28 protein-coding genes and 1 pseudogene are annotated in these 23,907 nt (G+C 56.9%); 16 read left to right on the forward strand and 13 right to left on the reverse strand.

Going from position 1 to position 23,907, the window contains the following annotated elements; all coding sequences use genetic code 11:
* The first annotated feature begins 14 nt into the window (after nucleotides 1-14).
* A complete protein-coding gene (locus GAL_RS05200) occupies nucleotides 15-698 on the forward strand; it encodes an ArdC family protein (RefSeq protein WP_024096533.1) in 684 nt (227 codons plus the stop codon).
* Nucleotide 699: 1 nt separating this feature from the next.
* Here the strand turns inward: GAL_RS05200 and GAL_RS05205 are convergent, their stop codons facing one another.
* The 3 genes from GAL_RS05205 to GAL_RS05215 are packed head-to-tail and all read right to left on the reverse strand — an operon-like array spanning nucleotide 700 to nucleotide 3,850.
* A complete protein-coding gene (locus GAL_RS05205; RefSeq protein ID WP_024096534.1) occupies nucleotides 700-1,698 on the reverse strand; it encodes a tyrosine-type recombinase/integrase in 999 nt (332 codons plus the stop codon).
* Complete coding sequence (locus GAL_RS05210) at nucleotides 1,695-2,639, reverse strand: tyrosine-type recombinase/integrase (protein WP_024096535.1); 945 nt, start codon at nucleotides 2,637-2,639, stop codon at nucleotides 1,695-1,697. Before GAL_RS05210 ends, GAL_RS05205 begins: the two co-directional genes overlap by 4 nt.
* The gene (locus tag GAL_RS05215; protein WP_024096536.1) at nucleotides 2,636-3,850 is read right to left on the reverse strand and encodes a tyrosine-type recombinase/integrase; all 1,215 of its coding nucleotides are present in this window, start codon (nucleotides 3,848-3,850) and stop codon (nucleotides 2,636-2,638) included. The genes GAL_RS05210 and GAL_RS05215 overlap by 4 nt, the downstream gene beginning before the upstream one ends.
* 227 nt (nucleotides 3,851-4,077) lie before the next feature.
* On the opposite strand from GAL_RS05215, the gene GAL_RS05220 reads away from it, so the two are divergent.
* From GAL_RS05220 to GAL_RS05255, 8 genes and pseudogenes are all read left to right on the forward strand, one after another.
* Nucleotides 4,078-4,383, forward strand: a complete 306-nt coding sequence (locus tag GAL_RS05220) for a zincin-like metallopeptidase domain-containing protein (protein WP_024096538.1) — start codon at nucleotides 4,078-4,080, stop codon at nucleotides 4,381-4,383.
* Complete coding sequence (locus tag GAL_RS05225; RefSeq protein WP_024096539.1) at nucleotides 4,380-4,583, forward strand: hypothetical protein; 204 nt, start codon at nucleotides 4,380-4,382, stop codon at nucleotides 4,581-4,583. The genes GAL_RS05220 and GAL_RS05225 overlap by 4 nt, the downstream gene beginning before the upstream one ends.
* Nucleotides 4,580-4,783: pseudogene (locus GAL_RS05230) on the forward strand (hypothetical protein); the annotation flags it as partial. The gene GAL_RS05225 and the pseudogene GAL_RS05230, both read left to right, overlap by 4 nt.
* A 7-nt stretch (nucleotides 4,784-4,790) precedes the next feature.
* Nucleotides 4,791-5,072 carry a hypothetical protein gene (locus tag GAL_RS05235; protein ID WP_024096541.1) on the forward strand — a complete coding sequence of 94 codons (282 nt, stop codon included), beginning with the start codon at nucleotides 4,791-4,793 and terminating at the stop codon, nucleotides 5,070-5,072.
* Nucleotides 5,073-5,246: 174 nt separating this feature from the next.
* On the forward strand, nucleotides 5,247-5,837 hold the full coding sequence (locus GAL_RS05240) for a helix-turn-helix domain-containing protein (protein WP_024096542.1): 591 nt from the start codon (nucleotides 5,247-5,249) through the stop codon (nucleotides 5,835-5,837).
* Nucleotides 5,824-7,620, forward strand: a complete 1,797-nt coding sequence (locus GAL_RS05245) for a relaxase/mobilization nuclease domain-containing protein (protein ID WP_024096543.1) — start codon at nucleotides 5,824-5,826, stop codon at nucleotides 7,618-7,620. Before GAL_RS05240 ends, GAL_RS05245 begins: the two co-directional genes overlap by 14 nt.
* Nucleotides 7,613-9,541, forward strand: a complete 1,929-nt coding sequence (locus GAL_RS05250) for a type IV secretory system conjugative DNA transfer family protein (RefSeq protein ID WP_024096544.1) — start codon at nucleotides 7,613-7,615, stop codon at nucleotides 9,539-9,541. The genes GAL_RS05245 and GAL_RS05250 overlap by 8 nt, the downstream gene beginning before the upstream one ends.
* Before the next feature lie 47 nt (nucleotides 9,542-9,588).
* Nucleotides 9,589-10,977, forward strand: a complete 1,389-nt coding sequence (locus GAL_RS05255; protein ID WP_024096545.1) for an IS1182 family transposase — start codon at nucleotides 9,589-9,591, stop codon at nucleotides 10,975-10,977.
* A gap of 20 nt (nucleotides 10,978-10,997) precedes the next feature.
* On the opposite strand, the gene GAL_RS22880 is transcribed toward GAL_RS05255, so the two are convergent.
* The 5 genes from GAL_RS22880 to GAL_RS05275 are packed head-to-tail and all read right to left on the reverse strand — an operon-like array spanning nucleotide 10,998 to nucleotide 14,832.
* Nucleotides 10,998-11,120, reverse strand: a complete 123-nt coding sequence (locus GAL_RS22880) for a hypothetical protein (protein WP_275541793.1) — start codon at nucleotides 11,118-11,120, stop codon at nucleotides 10,998-11,000.
* A gap of 48 nt (nucleotides 11,121-11,168) precedes the next feature.
* On the reverse strand, nucleotides 11,169-12,671 hold the full coding sequence (locus GAL_RS05260; protein WP_024096546.1) for a tripartite tricarboxylate transporter permease: 1,503 nt from the start codon (nucleotides 12,669-12,671) through the stop codon (nucleotides 11,169-11,171).
* 1 nt (nucleotide 12,672) lies between these two features.
* Complete coding sequence (locus tag GAL_RS05265; RefSeq protein WP_040103924.1) at nucleotides 12,673-13,122, reverse strand: tripartite tricarboxylate transporter TctB family protein; 450 nt, start codon at nucleotides 13,120-13,122, stop codon at nucleotides 12,673-12,675.
* Between the two features lie 3 nt (nucleotides 13,123-13,125).
* A complete protein-coding gene (locus GAL_RS05270; RefSeq protein ID WP_024096548.1) occupies nucleotides 13,126-14,076 on the reverse strand; it encodes a tripartite tricarboxylate transporter substrate binding protein in 951 nt (316 codons plus the stop codon).
* Nucleotides 14,077-14,100: 24 nt separating this feature from the next.
* Nucleotides 14,101-14,832, reverse strand: a complete 732-nt coding sequence (locus GAL_RS05275; RefSeq protein ID WP_024096549.1) for a GntR family transcriptional regulator — start codon at nucleotides 14,830-14,832, stop codon at nucleotides 14,101-14,103.
* 80 nt (nucleotides 14,833-14,912) lie between these two features.
* Here GAL_RS05275 and GAL_RS05280 point away from each other — a divergent pair, with 80 nt between their 5' ends.
* Entirely contained in the window at nucleotides 14,913-15,692 is a 780-nt protein-coding gene (locus GAL_RS05280; protein ID WP_024096550.1) for an amidohydrolase family protein, read from the forward strand.
* Between the two features lie 103 nt (nucleotides 15,693-15,795).
* Here GAL_RS05280 and GAL_RS05285 read toward each other — a convergent pair whose 3' ends face one another.
* Nucleotides 15,796-16,692 (reverse strand): LysR family transcriptional regulator, encoded by an 897-nt coding sequence (locus GAL_RS05285; protein WP_158524442.1) that lies wholly within the window; start codon nucleotides 16,690-16,692, stop codon nucleotides 15,796-15,798.
* A 176-nt stretch (nucleotides 16,693-16,868) separates the two neighbouring features.
* On the opposite strand from GAL_RS05285, the gene GAL_RS05290 reads away from it, so the two are divergent.
* Nucleotides 16,869-17,771 carry an MBL fold metallo-hydrolase gene (locus tag GAL_RS05290; protein ID WP_024096552.1) on the forward strand — a complete coding sequence of 301 codons (903 nt, stop codon included), beginning with the start codon at nucleotides 16,869-16,871 and terminating at the stop codon, nucleotides 17,769-17,771.
* A 13-nt stretch (nucleotides 17,772-17,784) separates the two neighbouring features.
* Here GAL_RS05290 and GAL_RS05295 read toward each other — a convergent pair whose 3' ends face one another.
* Nucleotides 17,785-18,393, reverse strand: a complete 609-nt coding sequence (locus GAL_RS05295) for a TetR/AcrR family transcriptional regulator (protein ID WP_024096553.1) — start codon at nucleotides 18,391-18,393, stop codon at nucleotides 17,785-17,787.
* Nucleotides 18,394-18,467: 74 nt separating this feature from the next.
* Here GAL_RS05295 and GAL_RS05300 point away from each other — a divergent pair, with 74 nt between their 5' ends.
* From GAL_RS05300 to GAL_RS05320, 5 genes are read left to right on the forward strand one after another with little or no spacing between them, the layout of a single operon-like run.
* On the forward strand, nucleotides 18,468-19,013 hold the full coding sequence (locus GAL_RS05300; RefSeq protein ID WP_024096554.1) for a redoxin domain-containing protein: 546 nt from the start codon (nucleotides 18,468-18,470) through the stop codon (nucleotides 19,011-19,013).
* The gene (locus tag GAL_RS05305; RefSeq protein WP_024096555.1) at nucleotides 19,010-19,414 is read left to right on the forward strand and encodes a hypothetical protein; all 405 of its coding nucleotides are present in this window, start codon (nucleotides 19,010-19,012) and stop codon (nucleotides 19,412-19,414) included. Before GAL_RS05300 ends, GAL_RS05305 begins: the two co-directional genes overlap by 4 nt.
* A 23-nt stretch (nucleotides 19,415-19,437) precedes the next feature.
* Nucleotides 19,438-19,893 carry a YybH family protein gene (locus GAL_RS05310; RefSeq protein ID WP_024096556.1) on the forward strand — a complete coding sequence of 152 codons (456 nt, stop codon included), beginning with the start codon at nucleotides 19,438-19,440 and terminating at the stop codon, nucleotides 19,891-19,893.
* A gap of 13 nt (nucleotides 19,894-19,906) precedes the next feature.
* Nucleotides 19,907-20,341 carry a YybH family protein gene (locus tag GAL_RS05315; protein WP_024096557.1) on the forward strand — a complete coding sequence of 145 codons (435 nt, stop codon included), beginning with the start codon at nucleotides 19,907-19,909 and terminating at the stop codon, nucleotides 20,339-20,341.
* A 41-nt stretch (nucleotides 20,342-20,382) separates the two neighbouring features.
* Nucleotides 20,383-20,769 (forward strand): nuclear transport factor 2 family protein, encoded by a 387-nt coding sequence (locus tag GAL_RS05320; RefSeq protein WP_024096558.1) that lies wholly within the window; start codon nucleotides 20,383-20,385, stop codon nucleotides 20,767-20,769.
* A gap of 45 nt (nucleotides 20,770-20,814) precedes the next feature.
* Here GAL_RS05320 and GAL_RS05325 read toward each other — a convergent pair whose 3' ends face one another.
* From GAL_RS05325 to GAL_RS05335, 3 genes are all read right to left on the reverse strand, one after another.
* A complete protein-coding gene (locus GAL_RS05325; protein WP_024096559.1) occupies nucleotides 20,815-21,969 on the reverse strand; it encodes an amidohydrolase in 1,155 nt (384 codons plus the stop codon).
* A gap of 69 nt (nucleotides 21,970-22,038) precedes the next feature.
* A complete protein-coding gene (gene speB, locus GAL_RS05330; RefSeq protein ID WP_024096560.1) occupies nucleotides 22,039-22,848 on the reverse strand; it encodes an agmatinase in 810 nt (269 codons plus the stop codon).
* Nucleotides 22,849-22,862: 14 nt separating this feature from the next.
* The gene (locus GAL_RS05335; protein WP_040103927.1) at nucleotides 22,863-23,903 is read right to left on the reverse strand and encodes an ornithine cyclodeaminase; all 1,041 of its coding nucleotides are present in this window, start codon (nucleotides 23,901-23,903) and stop codon (nucleotides 22,863-22,865) included.
* Nucleotides 23,904-23,907: the final 4 nt, after the last annotated feature.

Below are 23,907 nucleotides of genomic sequence, written 5' to 3' on the forward strand. Positions count from 1 at the left end.
CGAGGAGGCCACAAATGGCACCGAAGTTTGATGTTTATGCCCATGTCACCGACACCATTATTGCAGAGATCGAGGCAGGCACGCCGCCATGGCGTAAGCCTTGGACTGGGAACGCGTCCTGCATTGCGCTGCCGACCCGACACAATGGGGAGGAGTATCGCGGGATTAACATCCTGATGCTCTGGGTCATGGCGGCCAAGCATGGCTATGTGTCCAGCCGCTGGATGACCTACAAACAGGCGCAAGATCTGGGCGGTCAGGTCCGCAAAGGCGAGACGTCGTCCACTGTGGTCAAATACGGCACATTCACACGTGAGAACGAGCTGGGCATTGAGGAAGAGCTACCCTACGCACGTGCCTACCGTGTGTTTAACGCGGATCAGATCAAGGGCTTGCCAGAGGACTACTACATCCGGCCAGAGGCTCCCCGCGACCTTGGCACAGCGGAAGATCCGGAGCTTGATGCGTTTTTCAGCCGGACGGGGGCGGAGATCCTCACCAGTGATGATCCGCGCGCCTATTACAGCCCCACCAAAGATTACATCCACATGCCGCCGATTACCACGTTTCACGATGCGGCAGGCTACTATGGGACGTTGGCCCATGAGGTGATCCATAATGCCGATGTTCAGATTATGCCGCGCCGATCCTCACAGCCTGTTGTCCTGCGGGAAGACCGGCGCGGCGTGTCGGCATAATTCAGAGCGCTTCCAGGAATGCCAACAACTCGTCACCCGGCCGATATCGTCCGCCGGTGCCGCCAACCGGCTTTGTCAGCGCCATCGCTCTTTCCTTCAGTTCGATATCGGCATGGATGTAGACCTGCGTCGTCTCGACCGATTCATGGCCCAGCCAGAGCGCGATGATTGTCCGATCGACGCCGCTCTGCAGAAGCTGCATCGCGGCAGTGTGGCGCAGGACGTGTGGCGTGACACGTTTCAATCTGAACGTCGAGCTGTTCGAGGCGGCGGTGGCCGCATGTTTCCGAACGATCCGTTCAACCGCATCCCGGCTCAAAGGCTTACCGCGGATTGTCGCGAACAGGGGATCACTGGTTTCCGCCCCGGTTTGAGCAAGCCACACCCGCAACGCTTCCCGGCTGTCTGCCCGGAGTGGCGTCGCGCGTTCTTTTCGGCCTTTGCCGATGCATCTCAGATGCGGCCCGGTGCCGAGCTTAACATCGCCAACGCGCAAGCCGATCAACTCCGATACACGCAGGCCAGTTTGGAGCATTGTGAGGAGCAGAACCCGATCGCGCCGACCAAACCAAGTCGATTGGTCCGGCGCCTTCAGCAAGGCCTCCATCTCATCACGGGTGAGGAAGTCCACCACGCGTTTTTCGTGTCGTTTGGCCGGCATCGCCAGCACCTTCTGGCAATGATGCAACAACTGAGGTTCACAGCCGGCGACATATTTAAAGAACGAGCGAATAGCGGCAAGCCGCGTGTTTCGGCTTCGCGCGCTGTTGCCGCGTTCCTCCTCGCAGAAGGTCAGGAATTGCCCGATGATTTCGGCGTCGATATGAGCCACATGCAGCTCTGTCGGCGGCAGCCTGGTTTCCGCTTCCGCGTATTTCAGCAAGAGCCTGAAGGTGTCGCGATAGCTGGCAATCGTGTTCGGACTGGCCTGCATCTGGGTCAACAACCGCTCGGTGAAGAACCGCTGCACATAGATGGGCAAGGGATAGGTCGCAATCATAACGCATCCTCCAGAACCCGTTGTTCGGCCCGCGCCGCCGCCAAATGCATCAGCTCTGGCACGGCCTCGATGTACCAGAATGTGTGCTTTGGCTCGGAATGGCCGAGATAGGTGCTGAGCTTGTACATTTCGGCTTCGATGTCCCGGCCTTCGCGGAACCAGTCCAGGATGGTGTGAACGGCAAAACTGTGCCGCAAATCATGGATGCGCGGTCCGTGGCCGTGGCGTTTGAAGGCTTGCGGTGGCCTGAGGCCGATATTTCCGCTGACCTGCGCGAAGTTGTAGCGCGCGCCGCAATCTCCCGCCGGTTCGCCATCCTCTTTGATGAAGAACCGGGATGACGGACGCGCGATCAGCCGATCCCGCAACTTGGCATATCGGGCGAGTTGAAGGGCGGTGTCGCCGTTGACGGGTAGCTGCCGATCCCGGCCATTCTTTGTGTTCCTCAGCGTGAGAAAGGCTCGTTTCAGATCAACGTCTTGCCGATCCAGTGATAAGGCTTCGTTCACGCGCATTCCCGTGACGGCGATCAAGCCGAACAGGGTCTGCCACAACGCGGCCCGGAGACCATAGGGTGATGGCAGCCGACCCGCCTCAGCAACGATGTTTGCGATCTGGCTGGGCGCGTAAATATACGGCACCCGTCTTCGGTATCGGCCGGTGACAAGCTGACTGGACGGTATTTCGGTGCGATCATCATGTTGCGCAAGCCAAAAGGCAAACCTTCGGACCATCCCGAGGCGACAAGACCAAGTGTTGTTGTCCGCGCTGCCGTAGTTTGCTTTCCAGTCAAGGAACAAGGGCGTCGAGATCCGGTCGAACCCGCGTTCATCGCCATAGGTCGTGAACTTGCGCAGCACACGTTCATCAAAGGTGAGAGCAAATCCCATCGAGCGCCGTAGAGCCAGATACTCGTCAAGTCGTTGGCAAAGCGTCTTCATTGCACCCCTCCCGAAGTTGGCCACGGGCGTGAGATCGAGCGCAGGGAATCCACATCGTATTGCGCGTAAATGGTCGTGGTCATCGCAGATCGGTGACGCAGCACATCCCCGATCTCAGCAAGCGAAGCGCCCTTTCGCAGCATGTCCGTGGCGAGGCTGTGCCGGAGAATGTGGGTGCCGATATAGGCTTGTGGCGGGCAGATGCCGGTCGCGTCATAGGCATCACGCAAAATCCAGCGGAGGATTTGAGCGTCCTTGAACCGCTTGAACGGCGGTTTCACCGACACGAACAGTGCTCGCTCTGGCCCCCGGCGCTCATTGCGGATGTAGTCGACAATCGCCTCGCCGACCTCCACCGGCAGTGGCATCCGGTCATGCAACTGCCGTTTGCCGCGGATCAAGATTTCTCCGGCGCGCCAGTCGATGTCGTCCAACTCTATCGCCGTCACTTCAGGTGCCCGAAGACCGAGCCGGGCGATCAGCATCAGCATCGCATAGTTCCGCCGACCTGTTTTCTTGTGATTGCGAACGACCTCGATCAGACGATTGACCTCTTCGGGCTCAAGATATCTCGGAATGCCGGTCGGCTTCGGCTGCCGTGCCTTTGGCACGGCGTTGCTCAGATTGCGCTCGGTTTTGCCGCTCCAGAACAGGAACTGGAACAGATTGCGAAGATGCGATGGGCCTGTCTTGTCACGCGGCGCGTTTTGTTCCTTGCGCAACCAGAGTATGAATCCTGTGATGTCGTCGGGCTTGATGGTGTTCAGGTCGCCAAGACCGGCGCCGAACTTGGCCGTCAGGAACCGGTCGCAAGACCGAAGGCAAGAGTAGATGGTGTCATCGGAAAGGCCGCGCTGGACGCGAAGGTAGGCTTCATATTCCCGTTTCAGGCAAGCTCTTGGCGACATGTCCAGCGGCGGTTCAGAACGCGGCGGTGCGCCCGCGGTCTCAATCAGGAAATCCCTGAACCGATCGATGCGATGCCGACAGTGCTTTTTGTCTTTCACCGACGCGGCATTGATAATCGGCCCCGTCAGTTGATCCATGTGATCTTCAGTCAAGTCTGCGGACCCGAGGTTTGCCTTCAGCATCGCGGCCCAAAGCGTTTCGGCGGTGCCCCTGAATTTCATGATGGAGCGGCGAGTGTATCCTTGATCTTCGATATGTGAGGCGAAGCGTTCCACCTCATTTGGTTCGACACAATTTTCCATAAGTATTTCCTTCACTTGGTTGGTTGAAGGATGTGCTTATGGCAGAGGACAGACACGAATGGCGCTGCCGGAAACGCGCACAAGGCGGCTTTTCCAGTCGGACCGCCCCCAGTTTGGAACACCGACGGTCTCCGTGGTCGTCTTATGCAGTCTGAAAATACGAGGAACCCAACGAAACAGGAAATCCCCAGCCGAAACGCGGCATAATCTGAACATCGGCATTATGCGTGTTATGCCGACGTCGGCATAAGGCCCATTGGACCGGCAGCGATAAGCGGCTGGAGCGGATCAAGAAGTTTGCGAACCGTGAGGCCTATGCGTTCGAAGAGCTGGTGGCGGAAATCGGTGCTTGTTTCCTTGGTGCTCAGATTGGCGTCGCGCCAGAATTCGACCAAAGCGCCGCCTATGTTGAAGGGTGGTTAAAAGCTCTCAAGGAGGACAAGCGGGCGATTTTTCGCGCGGCGTCCGAGGCGCAGAAGGCAGCCGATTTTGTTCTTGCAGCGGCAGGTCAGAGCAAGGAGGTGGCAGCATGATCCCTGACTATCAAAGCGATGTTTTTGCGACCACGCGCTTGGAAGACACGGTCAGCCTGCGAAGCGCTGCACGTGAGGCGCGCGCCACGCTTTATGCGGTTCTGAACCGGCTGGAGCTGAACGATCTAGAGGGTGAGGAGCAGCCCTATATCGACGATTGTCTCGGGGCTCTCGCAATCCTTGAGGAGGCGTTGCGATGACCTTGGAAGAGATCAAAGCAGCAGTGGACGCGGGCAACCGCGTTCACTGGGGCAACAGCGGGTATGTGGTGACGCGTGATGACCTCGGGCAATACCTCATCACCTTCACCCGGAACGGGTCAGCTATCGGCTTGACCAGTCGGGATGGCACCCGCCTGAACGGCAAGCCTGACGAATTTTTCGTCAGTGAAAGCGACGAGGTTTGCCATGAAGTATTCTGACATCAGGCAGGCGGCCCGAGAGGGCCGCGCCAGCGTTCATCTGCATGGGTTCTGCAATCTGCCCGATGGCGGGCAGGAGTATTGTGATGATCCAGGACTGATCGATGGCTGGGCGATCTATGTCCGAGTTGAGACCCCGGACGACCCGCAACAGCCTTTTGATCTGCACGAGTTGCCCGACCATCAAACCTATGCCAGTGCCGAAGGCGCAGCCCGCGCAATAGCGCTGCAATTGCTTGGCGATGCTGAGGCGTGGAACCACGACTAGTGGTGCCATGCCTTGAGCATGTGGCCGGGCTTTGCCCGGCGGTCGCAGCCGATGGCTGCTCCAAACGGAATACAGGCAGTTGATTCAATATTATAATATTGAATCAATTATGGCGAAATGCAATAACGGGGCTGCCTGTATGATGCTGGCAAGAAATAGGGGTGATTACTTCACATGGGCCGACCGCGCGCACCACTCCACAAGCGACTAACGCAAAACCAGCGTTTTGCCATCGTGCGCAAGCGTGCCGAGGGGGTGCCGATCGAGGATCTGGCTCGTGAATTCGGCGTCACGACCCGCAGCATCTTCTACACGTTGAAGGCCGATCAAAGCCGCAAGTTGGATGCACGCGTGCGCTCCGAGCTGGTGAATGTCCGGCTCACACTGAAGGAGCTTGCGAGCTTCGATGCGGTGCTGACGCGGCATGATATCAACAGTCGGGCAGAGGGGCTGCGGCGGCTGATCTATGCGTCGAACGATCTGTTTGTTCCCGATGATGAACTGGCGAACCAGATGCAGGGGTTATCGGCTTCGCTCAATCGCACCGGCAACAACATCAACCAAATTGCGCAGCGCCTGAACGAGGCAAAGCGCCAGGGCAAGACGCCGCCCTATGGCAATTCTGCCCATGCCCAAGTGCGCGCCTTGGCCGGGCTGATCTTCGATATCGCCGACCAAGTTCAGGACATGGCGCAGCGCCGCCGCAGCGCGCTGTCTGGCGAGATTGCCCGCGTTCTGGGAGGCTTTACCGATGGCCCGGAATAGCGCCGTCGCCGCCGCGCAGGAGGCCTTCTTCGATCGCGACTGGAGCCGCATTCGCGGCAGCGTCCCGCGCGCCCGTGCCAAGCAAATGGCGCGCGCCGCCATGGGGCATTCCCCCGCGATCTTCAAAGCCATTCGCGACGGCGGCACGCACAACAAAATGCAGCTGCGCAACCAGCTGGAATACCTGACCACCAAGTCGAGCTTCATCATCGACAGCCGTGGCACCTATGACGGCCAAAGCGTCTTGTCCGCGAAAGAGATCGAGCAGGTCACACGCCGGTTTGCAGCGCAATGGAATGAAGGGTTTCATCCCAAGCTGGGGCATACCTCGCATCTCTTGATGGCTTTCCCGATTGGTTCACGCGGAGAGGATGTCGCCGAGATCACGCGCGAGATCTGCGAGCGGTTCTTTCAGGGCGAAGGTAGCCATTTTGACTATATCGCCGCCGTACATGAGGACCGGGACCACCCGCATGCCCATATCGTCCTGAATCGGCGCAGCAAGGACGGTGAATTTTTCTTTCTGAAGGAAGGGCACCACTTCAACTACGACAGTTTTCGCGAGGCGATGGTTGAGGTGTCGGACCGCTATGGGTTGCGGCTTGAGGCGACGCGAAAGCTCGAGCGTGGGATCACAACGAAGAGGTCAAGCGACGTGGACCAACGTCGTGCAGAAGTCACGGGGCAGAAGCTGACTGAGCGTGAGCGCGTGGGTCCGGAGCTTGACCGTGCCTTGGCCGAGGTGGCGCAGAACGCGCGGCTCTATCGCGGCCTTGCGGCCGAGGCCTCACGCGAGAACCAGCATGACATTGCAGCAGCCATGGACAAGGCCGCGACGCTCTTGGCGCAGGGCAAACCGATTGAAGCAGATGGGAAGGTATATGGTATGGCCGAAGAACAGCATTCGTTTGATGAGGTCGTGGATGCCTTTCACGACAAGATCAACCAAGCTGAACGTATAGTCGCTGAGGCTCCGGTCGATCGGCGGGCGGCGCTCGAGCATGAGCTGAACGATATCTATCGTTCTTTGTCACATCTGAGCCCTATGGGAACGCAGTCCCACACCTTGCTCGAGGACGCGTCCAAAAGCGGGATTTATTCGGCTGCGAACATCCAGGCCGAAGCCCAAGGTGCCTTGCAGGATTCAGGGCTCGCCGAACGCCTTCAAGAGGCTTTGAAAGGCACCGGCATTGATGCGCAGGATGTTACGCGTCGCGTCGAAATAGGCGCGGGAAATGCCGCACTGGAGAGGCAATGGCTTGGCCAGGATTTGAAGGCGATTGCCGAGAAGGAAGGCTTTGACCTGTCACGCGCCGATCAGCTGGAGCAGGCGATCGACCGCCTTGACCAGGTGCACAGTGATCTGGGCCGTGCCTTGGCCGATGCTGAGGTTCTAAAGGACAGTGGGGCGGTGGAAGCCGACCGGCAGGAAGCGATAGTCGACAGGTTGCCGCCGACCACGGCTGATATCCTGAGCCGAATGAGGGTCGACCCAACCGCAGATCCATTCCGCAGCGATCTGGAGCGTGAGACTTTTCGTGCTGAGATGGAGGAACTGGTCGGTGAAGAGGGCACCCCGGACTTGGCGATTGGCGATGAGACCAGGCTAGAGGAGCATATCGAAGACCGCCTGGACCGGCTCTATGCGGCGAAGGCCTATCTGCAGATGGCGAACAGTGTGACGATGGAGCATGTCCTCGACGAAATCGCCAATGAAGAAATTGATGTTCAACGCGAGCGGCATGTCGATAGCGATGGCGAAAAGGGCGTGACGCATGGGTAAGGCGCGGATCGCACTCGGCGTCATGAGCTTTGCTCTTCTGGGCGCGGTGCTGGGGTATGTTCTGGCGTCGGCCTTTCTGACGTTCCACTGGTTCGGGGTCGGGGCGGATATCGATTTCTTGATGCTGGCACGCAGCTATGGGGTTCTCCGAACGACGCATCAGGCCGACATGCAGATTGTTCACTTGGTCGTGGGGATCAGCACTGGTGCCGGTGTTTTGCTCAGTGCGGTGTTGATGAACGATGCGCTGACCAAATTTGGGGAAACCCACTGGCAGCAGATGTCCGAGATGAAGCGGAACGGTTTCTTCGGCAAGCCTGGCCACGGCTTTGTCCTCGGCAAAATGGGCAAGCCCAAAAGTCGCAAACCCTTCGTGATGTCCAAGGTATTCCCCCATGCCCTGATCGTCGCCCCGACCGGACGCGGTAAGACCACAGGGTTCGTCATCCCGAACCTTTTGACCTATCAAGGCAGTGCCGTGGTGCTGGACGTTAAGGGCGAAAATTTCGAGGCAACAGCGCGCCACAGGGCAGCGCAGGGCGACCAGGTGTTCCGGTTTGCGCCCACTGATTGGCAGGATGGCCGCTCGCACCGGTACAATCCTTTGTTGCGCATATCGGCGCTGGACAACGTCGATCGCCAGCAGATGGAGCTGCAGCTTCTAGCATCGCTGTTCTTGCAAGCTGATAGCGACCGGGTCCAAGGGCTTCTCGATGGCGGCATCGACCTGTTTGTGGCGGCAGGGCTTTTGGCGTTTGAGCGCAAGCGGCCGACCCTGGGCGAGATCTACCGCATCACCGCATCTGGCGGGGACAAGCAAAAGGAATATCGCCGTCGCGCCGACGAAGTGGTCTACCCCGCTGCCAAGCTGATATTCATGCGCATGGCCTCGACCAACAACGACACGCTGACCTCCTACCTGTCGCTCTTGATGACATCTGGCCTCAAGCAGTGGTCGAACCCCGCCATAGACCGGGCGACCGCGACCTCAGACTTCGATTTTCGCGACATCCGAAAGGCACCCTTTTCGGTCTATCTCGTGGTCGAACCGCTTATGGTGAAACCCCTCGCGCCGCTGATCCGATTGTTCTTCTCGGACTTGCTGGCATCGCTGCAGGACCATGAACCAGGCAAGGACGAGCCTTGGCCCGTGATGATCATGCTCGATGAGTTCAACCGCCTCGGCAAAATGCCCATCGTTCTGGACAGCATCGAAACTCTGCGCTCCTACCGCGCCAATCTCGCGATCGTCACCCAGACCATCCCGGCGCTCGATGAAATCTACGGTGAAAACGCCCGCCGCGCCTTGCAGGGCAACGCGGGCATCAAGCTCTATCTCACGCCCTCAGATGAGAAGACCATCGAAGAGCTTAGCAAAGCCGTCGGCAAAACCACCAAGCGCGTTGTAACCCGCTCACGGTCGGTCGGCCGAAACCCCTTCGCCGGGCGCAGTATGTCTGAACGGACCGAAGAAACCGCGTTGTTACCTGAGGACGAGGCACGGCGCATGGATCTTGATGACATCGTTCTGGTGGTCGACGCGCAAATGCCCGTGCGCGCCAAGCGGATCAAATACTATGACGACCGGTTCTTTAAGCAGATATTCGACAAGCAGACAGGCGATCTGCCATACCCCTCACCCGGGGACCAAATGCGCGGGCTGCAAGGGCAGATCAAGGCGCTGGAGGCTAAGATTGGAGCGCTTGAGATGCCGAAAGCGGTTTCAGGTGACGGGTCCGAAAGCGGAGGGACGCGGCGCGAAGAGATCGATGCTCTGGCCAATGAAGAGCGGGGTCCGGCGTCAGGCAAAAAGCCTAGTTTGAGCGAGTATCAAGCAGGAGTTGAACGGGTGGAGAGATTTATGGAGGAGGCAGCTCGGGGACGAAGGGCGTATTTTGTTGAAAAACTCTTTCTTGATTGAAGCCTGAACTGCTGATTCAATTCCCTTATTGATTGGGGGATTTCGCAATGTTGGGACCAAGACAAGAAGCACAGGCGGCACTGTTTTATAAGTTTTCGCTTGATAATCATGTCCCACAAGATCACCTGTTGCGATCCATTGATCGTTTTGTCGATCTGAGAAGCGTTCGCGCCCATCTTGCAGATTTCTACAGCCACACAGGCCGTCCGTCGGTTGACCCGGAACTTCTGATCCGCATGCTTCTGGTAGGCTATTGCTTCGGCATCCGATCCGAGCGACGGCTCTGCGAAGAGGTGCATTTGAACCTCGCCTATCGCTGGTTTTGCCGCCTCGATCTGACGGACCGGACCCCGGATCACTCAACCTTTTCCAAGAACCGACACGGGCGTTTCCGGGAGAGTGAGTTACTGCGGCATTTGTTTGAGATGACCGTCGCCCGCTGTATTGAGGAAGGTCTTGCCAGCGGGCAGCGCATGGCAGTTGACGCCAGCTTGATCGAAGCAGATGCCAACAAGCAGAACTCAACACCGAAGGAAAAATGGGATGCGACGAGCGTCGATCCTGTCGACGCGCCTCGCGCAGTCCGTGAGTATCTCGACACGCTAGATTGTGCCGCATTTGGCGCAGCGAGCGAGGTTCAGCTCAAGTTTACCTCGCATTCCGATCCGGCTAGTCAGTGGACTGCAGCCCGCAAAGGCCCTGCCTTCTTTAGCTATTCAGACAATTACCTGATCGACACTGATCATGGTGTTATTCTGGACGTCGAAGGTACCCGTTCGATCCGGCAAGCGGAGGTTGGATCGACGCAGACCATGCTCATACGGGTGAAAGACAAATTCGACCTAGTCCCTGGCTGGATGATCGCCGATACCGCCTACGGCTCCGGCCCGATGCTTGGCTGGCTCGTGGATCGCAAGATCGATCCTTACATTCCGGTCATCGACAAGTCCGGGCGTCCCGACGGAACTTGGACACGCACGGACTTCGAATGGGATGCTGAGAATAATCAATACATCTGCCCCGAGGGGCACGCGCTCAAACAGTTCCGCCGGAATTACTCCGATCCGAACCGTGGCCCGACAGGCAAGGGCACAGCGCGATATCGCGCCTTGAAAGAAGTCTGTCAGGTCTGCCCGTCCAAGCAAAAATGCTGCCCCAATGCTGATGCGCGCAAGATCACTCGTGAAGAGCACGAAGATGCCCGGCAGGTCGCCAGAGATTTAGCCAAAACCGAAGAATACCAGATCGCGATGAAGCTCCGAAAGAAAGTTGAGATGCTCTTTGCTCACCTCAAACGCATTCTTGGGCTGGGACGACTGCGGTTACGAGGACCATGTGGCGCAAATGACGAATTCCTGCTCGCCGCCACTGCCCAAAACCTCCGCAAACTAGCCAAGATTCTTCCTGCACCGCAGCAAACGTGCAAAGCCTTATAGAAAAGGCGCTCGCGCTCTGTTCAGAACCACACCTGCTGCGCCTGCAATACGTTGTTTTTCCACAGAATCAGCGGGAAGCCGACTTTCGCTGCAACTGCGAAACGAATAGAAAGAAAATCAGAAAGAAGACTTTCAACAGGCATCAATTTTGTTTTGCATTTCGCTACCGGAGTACCGTTTGGGCGCTGTACCTACCTTGAGCTATCGACTGAGGAGTTTTTGGTCCGAAGCATTTTTATTATCGGCCACAGGATCACAAGCGCAGTTGCGATAGCCAGCACAGCAGAAATCGGGCGTGTCACCAGATCGGTTGCATCGCCCCGGGCGATCAGCAGGGCGCGGCGGACGCTTTGTTCCGCCATAGGGCCAAGGATCATGCCAAGGATAATCGGAGCAAGCGAGACATCGACCTTTTCAAGAAAATACCCGGCGATGCCGGCCAGCAGCATGATCCACAGATCGACAGGGCGACCATTGATGACATAAACACCGACGCACATCAGGATCAGGATAGACGGCACCAGCAAAACACCCGGCAAGCGCTGGAACTGCGCGAAGACACGGGTTGCGAGCGCGCCACCAAGGCACAGGATCAGCACCGAGGTCAGCAGCATTTCCATCATGAAACCGCCCACAAGAACCGGGCTTTGCTGGAACAGCTGCGGTCCAGGCTGTAGCCCGTGGATTACCAAGGCGCTGAGCACTAACGCTGCGACCACGTTGCCGGGAATGCCAAGAGCAAGCGCGGGGATCATGGAGGCTGCATTGTCGGCGTTGTTGCCGCATTCCGCTGCTGCAACACCTTTGGGGTTGCCCTTGCCAAAACTATCGGGGTCTTTGTCGGCGTTCTTAGCAGTGTTGTAGCTTAAGAAGGCGGCGATATTGCCGCCAGCTCCGGGAAGGATACCAACGGAAATACCGATGCCCGAGGCGCGCAGCCATGTCGGGATCAAGCCGCGCAATTCGCCCTTTTTGAAGGGCACCGCCTGTAGTTTAGGCGCCGCCGCCGACAGCCCCTTGAAATCGCATTTTTCGGCCAGTTGCAGCACGGGCGGCAAAGCATAAAGCCCGACGAGGACAACGATCAGAGGCATGCCGCCCAACAGCCAGGTCTGGCCAAAGGTGTAGCGTGCTTGACCGGACAGGTTATCAAGTCCGATGGTGCCAACCCACAGCCCCAGCAAGGCCGCCATGAGCCCTTTCATCGGGTCTGAGCCAACCATGACGCCGACCGATGCCATGCCGAAAACGGCGATCCAGAAATACTCCGCCGGACCAAACAGCAATGTGACTTTGGCAAGCAGTGGCCCCACCGTCATCAGCGCTATTGCCGAAGCGATGCCACCAATCGCGGACGAGTAGCATGCAACTTTCAAGGCTTTTGACGCCTCACCCTTTTCGGCCATGGGAAAGCCGTCAAATGTCGTGGCAATCGAGGCCGGTGTGCCGGGAATGCGCAGCAGGATCGACGGTATAGCGCCGCCATACATTGAGCCGTTGTAGATGCCCGCGACCATGCCAAGCGCCACGAGCGGATCCATAGAATAGGTCAGCGGCAACAAAAGCGCGATGGCCATCACCGGGTTGAGGCCTGGCAGAGCACCGATGAAAACGCCAAGAATGGTTGCACCAACCATGGCTGCAATGGGCCCAAAGGTCAGGACGCCTGCAAGTGCATTGATATAGAAGTCCATGTCAGCCTCCCGAACCGAACAGGGTCAAGATCGCTTCACGCGGAAGCGGGCGTTCAAGGAACACCGAGAAGACCAGGTAAACAATTGCCGTAAAGATGGCGCCCACTGTCAAAGAATAGGCGTGGCGGCAAAAGCCTAGGGCGACGGGCAGCGCCAACATCAGCAGCAAAGACGAGGTGTAAAAACCAAGTGGCACCACAAGAGCCACATAGATCACACCGACACCGATCGCGATGAAAAGTTTGCCGGGCGCGTGTATCAGAACGCGCTCGGCAGAGGAAGAAGACCGGATGGCCTTGAAGGCCACAAGCGCCCCGGTTAGCGCCAGCAGTAGCCCCAGGACGAGCGGATAGTTTCCACTAGCGCCCGAATAGGCTGTGGCCCCCCAGGCTGCGGCGAGTCCGAGAGCCATGAAAATGGCTCCCAGTACGATATCCTGCTGACGCTCCATGGTTTAAAGCCCCAGTGCTTTGGAGACTTCGGCCAGGCCGTCGTATTCGTCCTGCAGTCGCTTTCCGAGGGCTTCGCCCTTCACAACATTCGGGATTTCACCCTTGGTCGCGAGAAATTCCACGTAGCCCGGATCATTGACTGCGGTTTCGATGATGTCGGCCAGCTTAGCGACGATCTCGGGATCCATTCCCTTTGGTCCAAGGATAGCGCGCCACAGGAGCGTTTCCTTGTCCGCCAGACCCAGCGCCGCCAGTCCCGTGGCACCGGGCAAGGTCGCGACGTCAGCCGCCGAGGTCACGATCGGGCATACGGCTTTGCCCGCTTCGACATGGGGCAAGATGGTGGAGATGGAACCGCCATAGATGTCGACGTGTCCGCCCAGGAAGTTTTGCATGGACTCTTTCGCGCCACCAAAGGGAATGGCGATTGCATCAATTCCCTTGGGTTGGAAAATGCGTTCCGCAGCAAGCTGCATGGTCCCGCCGATACCGTCGTTGGCATAGGTGTATTTGCCGGGGTTTGCAGCCAATTCCTCCAGGAACGCCGCGCCGGTTGTGCCAGGGAAATCGGGGCTGACGCAGAGCGTATAAGCTGTTTCAGAGGTTGAGGCGATGGGGGTGAAGCTGTCCAGCGAATAGGCCACATTCTGCACCTGCGGCACGGTGGTCAGCGGGCTGTTCCATGTCGCAAACAGGGCATATCCGTCAGGCTTGGCTTGCATAAACTGTGTCGCCCCAACCGCACCGCCGCTGCCGGACACGTTCAGAACGGCGATGGATTGGCCCAAGGCTTCTTCCAGCAGTATCGCCAATTTACGAGCGCTGGTGTCGGTACCTCCTCCAGCACCGGCAGGAATGGTCAGCTCCAGCGCGCGTTCGGGATATTCGGCAAATGTCGGTGTCGCCAGCGCGGTGACTGCGGCCAGACCGGCCATGGTTGCTTTGATATTCATGGTTTCCTCCCAGAATGATAAGATTTACGAGATTTCGCTGCGGTATCGAAAACGCTCAGCGTCGCCATGGGCGATACGCCATTCCACAGGTTGGCCTTCGAGGTTGAAGGCCGTGCGACGGATGACCGCCAGCGGGTCGCCTTCGTTCAACCGCAACTGGGTTGCCACGGCAGGCGTTGCCCGCCCGAACCCCAGTTCATCTGTGGCGCGTTTCACAAACACACCAAAACGTTCGAAATAGAGCGGATAAAGGAGTGGGCCGAAGTCGGTTTCCGCAAGGTCTTCGAAACCGGCAAACATCGCCGCCGGAATATAGATCTCTTCGAACAGCACCGGTTCGTCTGACAGGCTCCGCAGGCGGATGATCTTGATGACATCATCGGTCCCGAGTGCCGAAGCGGCCTCCGCGGGGGCTTGTCCCCGGCTTCGCAGGATCAGACGACTGGACGGGATCGAGAGCCGCGAGCCGTCTAGCTGACGTAGTTGGAAAAAACGAAACAAGGTCGCGTCGAAGGAAGGCGCGCGCACGAAAGTGCCCGAGCCCTGCCGACGTTCCAACAGACCCTCTTGAACGAGACCGTCCACGCCCTTGCGCACCGTGCCTACGGAAACGCTGAACTCTTTGGCCAGTTTCGCTTCGGAGGGGATGGGTTGATCTGAGGTCCAGTCACCATTCGCGATACGCCCGGCCAGCGTATCCCGCAGCCGTGCATAGGCCGGTAGCCGATCATCCGTTTCTATAAAACCAGTTGCCATAACATTCCTCCCACGCTTAGGGTAAACAGGGATAAATCATACAGTCAACTGGTCATATATATGAATTGGGGAGGCATCGCGTGGTTCACTTCGACTGTCATGCGCATGTGTACGAGAAAATCACGGCAACTCCGGGCGCACGCTATGTTCCCAAATCTCCGGCGCCGCTCGAAGTATGGAAAAATAACCTTTCTGAACATGGCTTTACCGGAGGCGTGATCGTGCAGGTCAGTTTCCTTGGTACGGACAACTCCGAGCTTTGCTCAGCTCTGAGCAAACTGGACAAAACCCGATTTGCAGGCGTCGGCGTGGTGGATCTCGATGTAGATGACGCAGAGTTGGATCAGTTGGTGACAGCGGGAATCAGGGGGATTCGCTGGAACTTGGTTCGGGGCAAAGCCGTACCGGATGTCACCCAGCCTGTCGTGCAAGCGTTCTTTCAAAAGCTACGGGCGCGGGGCCTGCATCTGGAGGTGCATCTTGAAGGACCACGGCTTGCCCCGCATTTATCATCACTGATCGACCAAGGCATCAATCTGGTGATTGATCACTATGGATTGCCATCAGACCCAAGACCCGACGCTGATCCGTTCATTAATGCCGTCAAAGTCCTACCCACGCGCTGCAACCTGTATCTCAAATTCGCGGCTCACTACCGCACCAATTTTTCTGTCACCCCGCATGCCAAGGCGCTGCTGGATCTACTGGATGACAATCGTGTTGTTTGGGGCAGCGACTGGCCTCATACGCAACATGAGGCCTCGACTCGTTATACCGATACATTCCAGGCATTTCCCCAGGCGCGAGATTTCTTGGATTCCACTGCGGCAGAGGCTCTGTATGGTATATCTATCGAATGACTGGCTACTCGCACATACAACGGCCAAGCAGAAACGAGGCGCTAATTTGATTGGCGAAAGCAGACCTAATTGTCGCTGGGTCGCACCTTGAATGCACTCTACGTCAAAATTCCTGTGGCTTTGAGCCCAAGAAATCACGCCAGAATCTGTGTCTTTCAGATGTCTGGTTTCTGACATGCCAGATTAAAGCCAACACCAGCCCGTCTTGCTGCCAAGGCGGGGCTACGTTCCCCAAGTCATCGGGCGCGATTGGCGCTGGTAGGGTTGCGATCAAAGCGGTTCCTCTAACTGCGGCCAAGGCTGAATCGAAGTCTGCGACTTGCACCGCAACGTGGCGCTTGCGACCAAGTTTTGCCAATCGCCTGTCTATTTCAAATCCGGCATCAGGCCCAAATCCGACCCGAACCTGTGGGCGGGCGCAAAACGCATCCCAATCATCGGCCCTTAGCGGAAAATCGGGGTCGAAGAACACAAGGTCAGATGTCGAGAACAGCTTGCGTTGCATCAATCCTTCGGATGTCGCCGCGTTGGGTGGCATGATCGCGGCGTCCAATGCACCGGTCATAAGCCGTTCAGTGATCTGCTGAGGCGATCCGGCTGAATGCAGTTCAATCCTTAAGTTGGGGGCCAAGCGTTGGGCATGTTTGATGAGAGGTTTGACAATCAAAGTCCTTTCTACCGCCGTGGTGGAAATCCGCAACACGCCAGAATCCTGTTTGGGGTCATAGTGTTGGGGTTGAAACATGGTCTCCAAGTGATCAAGAGCGGCTTGCGCTGCCGGGAAGAGCTGTTGAGCCCGTTCCGTCGGGACCACGCCGTTTCCTTGCCGAACAAAAAGTGGATCACCAATGCGTTTGCGCAAAACATCCAACCAATAGCTTACAGTAGATTGGTTCATGTCCAGCATCTTGGCTGCACCAGACAGTGATCCGGCCTGTTGGATTGTCAGCAGCAGATGCAGCTGGCGGCCATCTATCCCAAGGTAATCAGGTTTTTCCATAGTCTGCATTGATATCATCGGATTTCCTGCTTTCGCAACTCCATCTACCTATCATCCATCTTCTAACGGTCGCACTTCGCCAGGGTTCAGCAACCCACAAAAGACGGAGCGCAAAAAGTGGGCCTGGCGCTGATCAAGGGAACAATCGGGGCCGCGACATTTGAAAGGAAAGCAACATGAGCCACATCACACGACGAAAACTTCTCTGCACAAGCCTTGCGGGCCTGGCCGCTGCACTTGCAACACCGGGTTTCGCCGTAGGGTCGCTTGATTTTGACCAAGGCACTTTGATGGCTTTGTCAGATGGATCTTTCACAGTACCAGGCCAGTTCTGGCCGGGAGCCAGCGAAGCTGAGCAAGCCGCCCTTGGCACCAAAGTGAAAGTCGGCGCCAACGTGTTTTTGGTACGCCAAAATGAACGCATCATTTTGATTGATGCAGGGGCAGGGGGCGGCGATTTTGTGTCCAGCCGGTTTGGCGATCTCGGGCGTTTGCCCACTGCGTTGGCGGACGCTGGCATTGCGCCAACAGATGTCACGGATATCGTCATCACCCACATGCACATTGACCATTCTGGCGGATTGATCGCAGGGGGCACTCCTGCCTTTGAAAATGCCACGATTCACATTGACCAAAAGGAGTGGGATTTTTGGACAGATGCGGGTCTGCCTGACAAAATGCCACAAGATCTGCGCCCCATGGTTGTCGAAGTTCAGCAAATCGCAGACATCGTCAAGGATCAGGTCCAACCCCATGACGGGACCAAAGATTTTGGCAATGGGTTGCGCGCCATTCAGACCTATGGGCACACGCCGGGGCATAACAGCTTCGAACTTGATCTTGAGGGTGAAAAACTGTTGATCATGGGCGATCTGGTGGTGTCCGATCACATCCATTTCAACAATCCCGATGTCGGCTGGGCGCTGGATGGCATTCCTGACATGGCGATTGCCACCCGTCACGCGATTTTGTCCCGCGCCGCAGACGAGGGACTTGTGATCGCAGGAAGCCACCTGACCGCACCCGGTCTGGGGCGGGTTGTTCGCACTGACAAGGCTTACAAGTTTCAACCGCTATAAACCGGCCTGATACTCAGCGCGATAGGATCATCTTAACCCGGTGATCCAGATCGCGCTGCAGATCCTCAGCCTTCCAGCCTGCGCGACCGCGAAACATATAGCCCTGACGAATGTCATACAGCAGCGCGCCGCGTTCCTGCGATGGGAAGTCCTGGGGCAAAGTGCCTTTTTCCTTCTCGCGCTCAAAGCGTTGTGCCAGCCGTTTGTCCGTGTCGTCAATTGCGGCGCGGACCCGTTCGCCCACCCCTTCGACCTGCCCGATATTGGTCGAAACAGAAGACGCCAGGAAACACCCCTTGGCCCCATAGCCGCTGTCGGTGGCGTATTGGATCACCTCTAAAAGAAAGCCCCGAACCGCCTTTTCGATGTCTTCTTCGGCTTCGAAATCAACAACAGGTTTGCATCCATCCACATCCGCATACTGGTCTATGGTTTTGAGAAACAGCTCTCTTTTGTCGCCAAACGCCGCGTACATGCTGGGTCCGGTGATCCCCATTGCCTTGGTCAAATCACGCAAAGATGCGCCATCATACCCTTTGGCCCAGAACACCGACATCGCCCTAAGCAAGGCGTCTTTGTAGTCGAATTTGCGGGGGCGTCCCATTTTTTTTGTATCGTTCAATATAGAATCCTTGACGCTCTTCGGCTTTACCCAATATAAATATCAATCGATACATAAATCAAGGACGAGCCCTGATGACTCATAAACTCGCCGCTGGAAAGGCGTTTCCAGCGATCACTCTCCCTATGCTTGGCGGTGGTCAAGCGGATATTGCAACACCATCGCAGGGCCATGACTGGAAGCTGATCGTGGTCTATCGCGGCAAGCATTGCCCGCTTTGTAACAAGTATTTGACTCAGCTAGAGCAACTGCGAGACGGGTTCTCCAAAATCGGCGTCGACGTGATTGCGGTTTCAACTGACAGCCAGACACGCGCCACGGATCAGATCTCCGAGGTCGGCGCAACTTACCCCGCAGGATATGGTTTGACACTCGAACAGGCAGGAATGTTGGGCCTGTATATTTCCGGTGTGCGCAACGGCATGGATGTCGAAGCCCCCTTTGCGGAACCGGGCCTGTTTGTTGTGAATGAACAGGGCAACCTGCAACTGGTTGATATCTCGAATGTACCCTTTGCCCGCCCCGATCTGCAGGCGGTTTTAAGCGGGCTAACATGGCTGCGCAGCCAAAGCGTTAAGTTTCCCGTCAATGGCACCCATGAACCAGGAAAAACTCAATGAGTGTGACAGCCATTCGCCAAACCATGGATTCGTTGATCCAAGCCGGCACCAGCTTTGATCTGGATGCGCTGGATCATCTGTATCACGACGATATGCAGATCCTGATGATCAATCAGGATGGGGTGCTGAACAAAGCTGATAAATCCGGCTTCATCGCGATGTTCAAAGGTATGAAAGAGACCAGCTCTGGGCGGATGAACACCTGGGCCCAGTTCAACGATATCACGTCGGATGGAACCAAGGGCCATGTGTTGATCACGCGCAAAAATGATCTGGCTGGGACACCGTCTTTGATGGTGCTGAGCATTGATCTGATTTTTGACGATAACCGCTGGCAGATTGCCCGCGAAGTGATCTTTATCCGCCCTGACACCGGTGACTACCCGGGCCAAGAAAACTGATCTTACAAGCAAAGGAAAGAATTATGCGTATTGCAGCATTCGGGGCCGCACTGACCCTGACAGCAAGCATGGCCATGGCAGATGCGAAACAAGAGGTGTTGGATAGTCTTCACGCCTTTAACGTCCGGTTCAATGAATATACCGTGACCAAGAATGTGGACGGCCTTGTCGGCCTCTATTCAGATGACACGCTTTGGATCGAGCAAAACAAGCCCCTGGTTCAGGGGCAGGATGCGGTGCGTCAGACCTTTGCCTTTCTGGCCTCCAAAGACGCGGTGAATGATCATTCAATCGACAAGCTTGTTGTTGCTGATGATGGGTCATTGGCGGTGATGGTTGGCACAGCAATTGTCAAAGTCGAAGAGTTCAATCTGGATACCACGGGTACGTTTTTGTTTGTTCTCAGACCTCATGAGGACAGTTGGCAGATCGTCACGGACATGTGGCACCAGCATCAACCCCACGACACACAGCAGTAAGGACAGATCGGATATGCGGATTTTGGCAATTCTCGCGGCTCTTGCCGCAACAACACCCGTTTTTGCTCAGGATGCCACGGCAGAGCTGAAAGCAGTGAATGACGCGTTTAACGCAGGCATTGCCAGCCAAGACGTGCAGGGCCTGGTGGCTTTATACGGTCCCGAAGTGATGTGGATCGCTCCGGGCTCACCGATGAATCTTAACGGGTTGGAAGAAGCAGAAAACCTGTTCACCTTTATGACGGGCCAAAATGCCGAAGTCACACATGACATTGATCATCTGTTCGTTTCTGACGACGAAACCCTCGCCGTCATGATAGGGGATGTTACAGCTAAGGTTGAAACGCTCGGAATTGATGGGGTGGGGACATATCTGTATGTGCTTGAAAACGCTGAGGGTGATTGGAAAATCATCGCAGATATGTGGAACCAAGTGCCACAAGATTAGGGTCCTGACCCTAGGCCGACATGACAAAAGGGAAAGCCGCTATGGAAGCTCAAAAATTGGTCGAAACCTATGCCAAAGCATGGAACACCAGTGATGCTGAGATGCGGTTGGAACTTCTTTCGGCCTGTTGGGATGCAAGCGGGCGCTATGCCGATCCGGGCTGTGAGCTACAGGGGCGGCAGGCGCTTTCTGATCAAATCGGCCGGTTCCACAGGGATGATCCCGGCGCGCGCTTGTCTCTGACCAGCGCTGCGGATGGCCATAATGGATATGTCCGTTTTCAATGGAATCTGAATGACAGCGCTGGCAACAAACGGGCGGAAGGCACCAGTTTCGGACGTATTGGCAAAACTGGATTGCTGCACGAAGTGGTCGGATTCTTTGGCCCGTTTCCCAAAGCCGCCAGTGGCCAAGACCACAAAGGCTGATGGTTTCAGCCGCCCCCTGATTTAGGGCGGCCAACGCTGGAATGCTTAGGATTTTGTTCCCAGAATATCCCGAGTGATCTGTTCGAAGATCGATACCCCGACCGGGATCAGATCATCGGGGAAATCGTAATCGGGGTTGTGCAGCGCGGCATAATCGTTGCCCGGCCCCATGCATAACATGGCCGCCTTGGCCCCCCAGCCAAACACGCCGAAATCTTCTGAGGCGCGCATAGGCAGGCCAAAGTCTCCGTTTTCGATACCCAGCTTGTCCATGGCCCCGATCGCCAAGTCTGTGGCTTCACCATCATTGATCGAGGCCGCAAAATCGTCGAATATGTCAAAGGTGACGTCCAGACCGAACTCATTCGCCGCATCTGTGGCAAGCTGGCGCGCGTCCGTGGCGATGCTCTCCATTGCCTCATCCCGCGCAGTGCGCAGGGTTGCGTAGATTTCTCCTTCGCCCGGGGCGGTGCCAAAGGTGGGTTCACCTACCTGACAATGGGTGATCGTCACCAAGCGGAAGTCATCATCCAACTTGCCGCCAGATCCCAGCGCATCCAGCGCCGGGATCAACCGCGCCACCGCCATTGCGGGCGACACCCCGTCTTCTGGATCTGCCGCATGGGCGGTTTTGCCGGTCAGTTTGATGCGCACCCCCTGACTGGCGCAATTGACCAATCCGGTTCGAGTCGACACATAGGCCCAAGGCCGGCCCGGTTCGATATGAATTGCAAAGGCCCAATCGGGGCGGATCTCGTCAAAGGCGGGATCTGCAACGACGGCCCGCGCGCCGCTGCCGTCTTCTTCGGCGGGTTGGAACATCAAGACGACGCGCCCCCCCTCGACAGGGCTGCGCGACAAAATTCGCCCAAGCCCCATCAGGAACATCATATGCCCATCATGGCCGCATAGATGCCCCTTGCCATCAACTTCGGATTTCCACGGGTTGTCAGAGATTTCTTGAATCGGCAACGCATCCAACTCGGCCCGAAACAGAACCGTTGGCCCGGGTTCGCCGCTGTCGAAAACCGCCGCTACACCGTGCCCGCCCAGCCCGGTCAGAATTTTGCTTGGGGCTAGCGGGGTCAAGGCCTCAACAATGGTCTTTGCGGTCTCGACCTCTTCGCCAGACAGTTCAGGCTGGCGATGCAGGGTCCGGCGCAGTTCGGTCAATTCGGCAATATCGGAATTGGTCAACATAGAATGGGTGCCTTTCTAGCGCTCTTTGCGCATTTGGCCCTTTGGCCATTGTCCATCAAGAATGCTTTTTCAGCAGCGGTTGTCACTATACAGCCGTGCCATCAGTTCTTTCGTCAGTTTCGCGGCCACCATGGCTGTCATGCCGTATGGGTCACGCACGGGGTTTAGTTCGACGACATCGGCCCCGATAAGCTTGCCTTTCGCGTGATGTATCAGGTCAAGAGCTTGCCGCGTGCTTAGCCCGCCGGGTTCGAAATGCGAGACACCGGGCGCAAAAGCCGGGTCGAGCGCATCAAGATCCAGCGTGAGGTATAGCGGCCCGTCAAAGGTAAGCTCGGTCACGCCACTTAGGTCGCGCATCTCGTGGATCTCGACGTTAAACCGTTCGGCCTGGGCGCGCTGATGGTCGTTCAACGTGCGAATACCTACTTGGACCAACCGCGCAACCTGACCGCTTTCCATCAACCTGGCAAAGGGGGAGGCATGACTGAACGGGTTGTTCAGCATGTTGTCATAGAGGTCCGGATGGGCATCAATATGCAGGATATTCAATCCCGGGTATGACTTGGCATGGACAGCGATCACCGGGTAGGCAACCGAATGATCGCCCCCCAATGACAAGACCCGCTGCCCTTTGCTGATTTCACTGGTCACTGCGGTTTGGATGGCATCAAAAGCCGCCTGACCGGAAAGCCCGCTCAGAGCGACATCTCCGTGATCGCTCCAGATGCCATTTGCCGCCAGATCAAGCCCGGTTTCCGCAAACATATTGGCGCTGTCGCTCCGAATAGCTTCTCGGATCCGGGCAGGGGCCAGTGCGGGGCCTGTCAGATAACTGGAGTTATTGTCCTGAGGCAGCCCCAGCAGTGAAATCGTCATCCGGATCGTCCTTTTTAATCCAACAACATACCGTAGAGGTTACGCGGATCGGTTGGATCAGCAAGCATGTCCAAACTGTCAAAGAAGTCCGTACCTTTGATCTTGGCCAGCACATAGTTCAGGGCGCTGAAATCCTCAACCGCAAAGCCGACGCTGTCGAACATGGTGATTTGGCCATCACTGGTGCGGCCGGGAATGTCGCCGCGCATCACCTGCCACAGTTCATTGACGGGGTAATCTTCGGGCAATTGCTGAATATCGCCTTCGACGCGCGTCTGGGGCGGGAATTCCACAAACACATCCGAGCGTTTGATAACGTCCACCGCGATTTCGGTCTTGCCCGGGCAATCGCCACCAATCGCGTTGATATGCACGCCATCCCCAACCATGTTGCCGGTCAGGATGGTGGCATTACGTTTGTCAGCGGTGCAGGTGGTGATGACCTGCGCACCTTCCATGCTTTCTTCGGGCGTGGTGCAGGTCACAACATTGATCCCAGCCTGAGACAGGTTCTTCGCGCATTTGCGCGTGGCTTCGGGGGCAATGTCATACAGGCGCACATTTTTGATGCCGCAGATCTCGGCAAAGGCCAGACATTGGAATTCGGATTGCGCGCCATTGCCGATCATCGCCATGGTGTCAGCCCCTTTGGGGGCCAGATGACGCCCGACAAGGCCCGACATGGCCGCCGTGCGCAACCCCGTCAGCAAGGTCATTTCTGTCAGCAGAATAGGGTAACCGGTATCGACCCGCGCCAACAGGCCAAAGGCCGTCACCGTTTGCAGCCCTTCATTGGCGTTCTTGGGGTGGCCGTTCACATATTTGAACCCATAGGTTTCGCCGTCAGAGGTCGGCATCAGCTCGATCACGCCAACATCTGAATGGCTGGCCACGCGTGGGGTTTTGTCAAACAGCTCCCACCGTTTGAAATCGGCTTCGATGACATCGGCCAGTTCGGCCATGAAGCGCCGCGCGCCAATCTTTTTGACCAGCCGGATCATGTTTTCGACAGAGACAAACGGCACATAGGCCTGTTCAGAGAATTTCAATTCCATAGCA

It is taken from the genome of Phaeobacter gallaeciensis DSM 26640 (assembly GCF_000511385.1).
GTDB lineage: Bacteria > Pseudomonadota > Alphaproteobacteria > Rhodobacterales > Rhodobacteraceae > Phaeobacter > Phaeobacter gallaeciensis.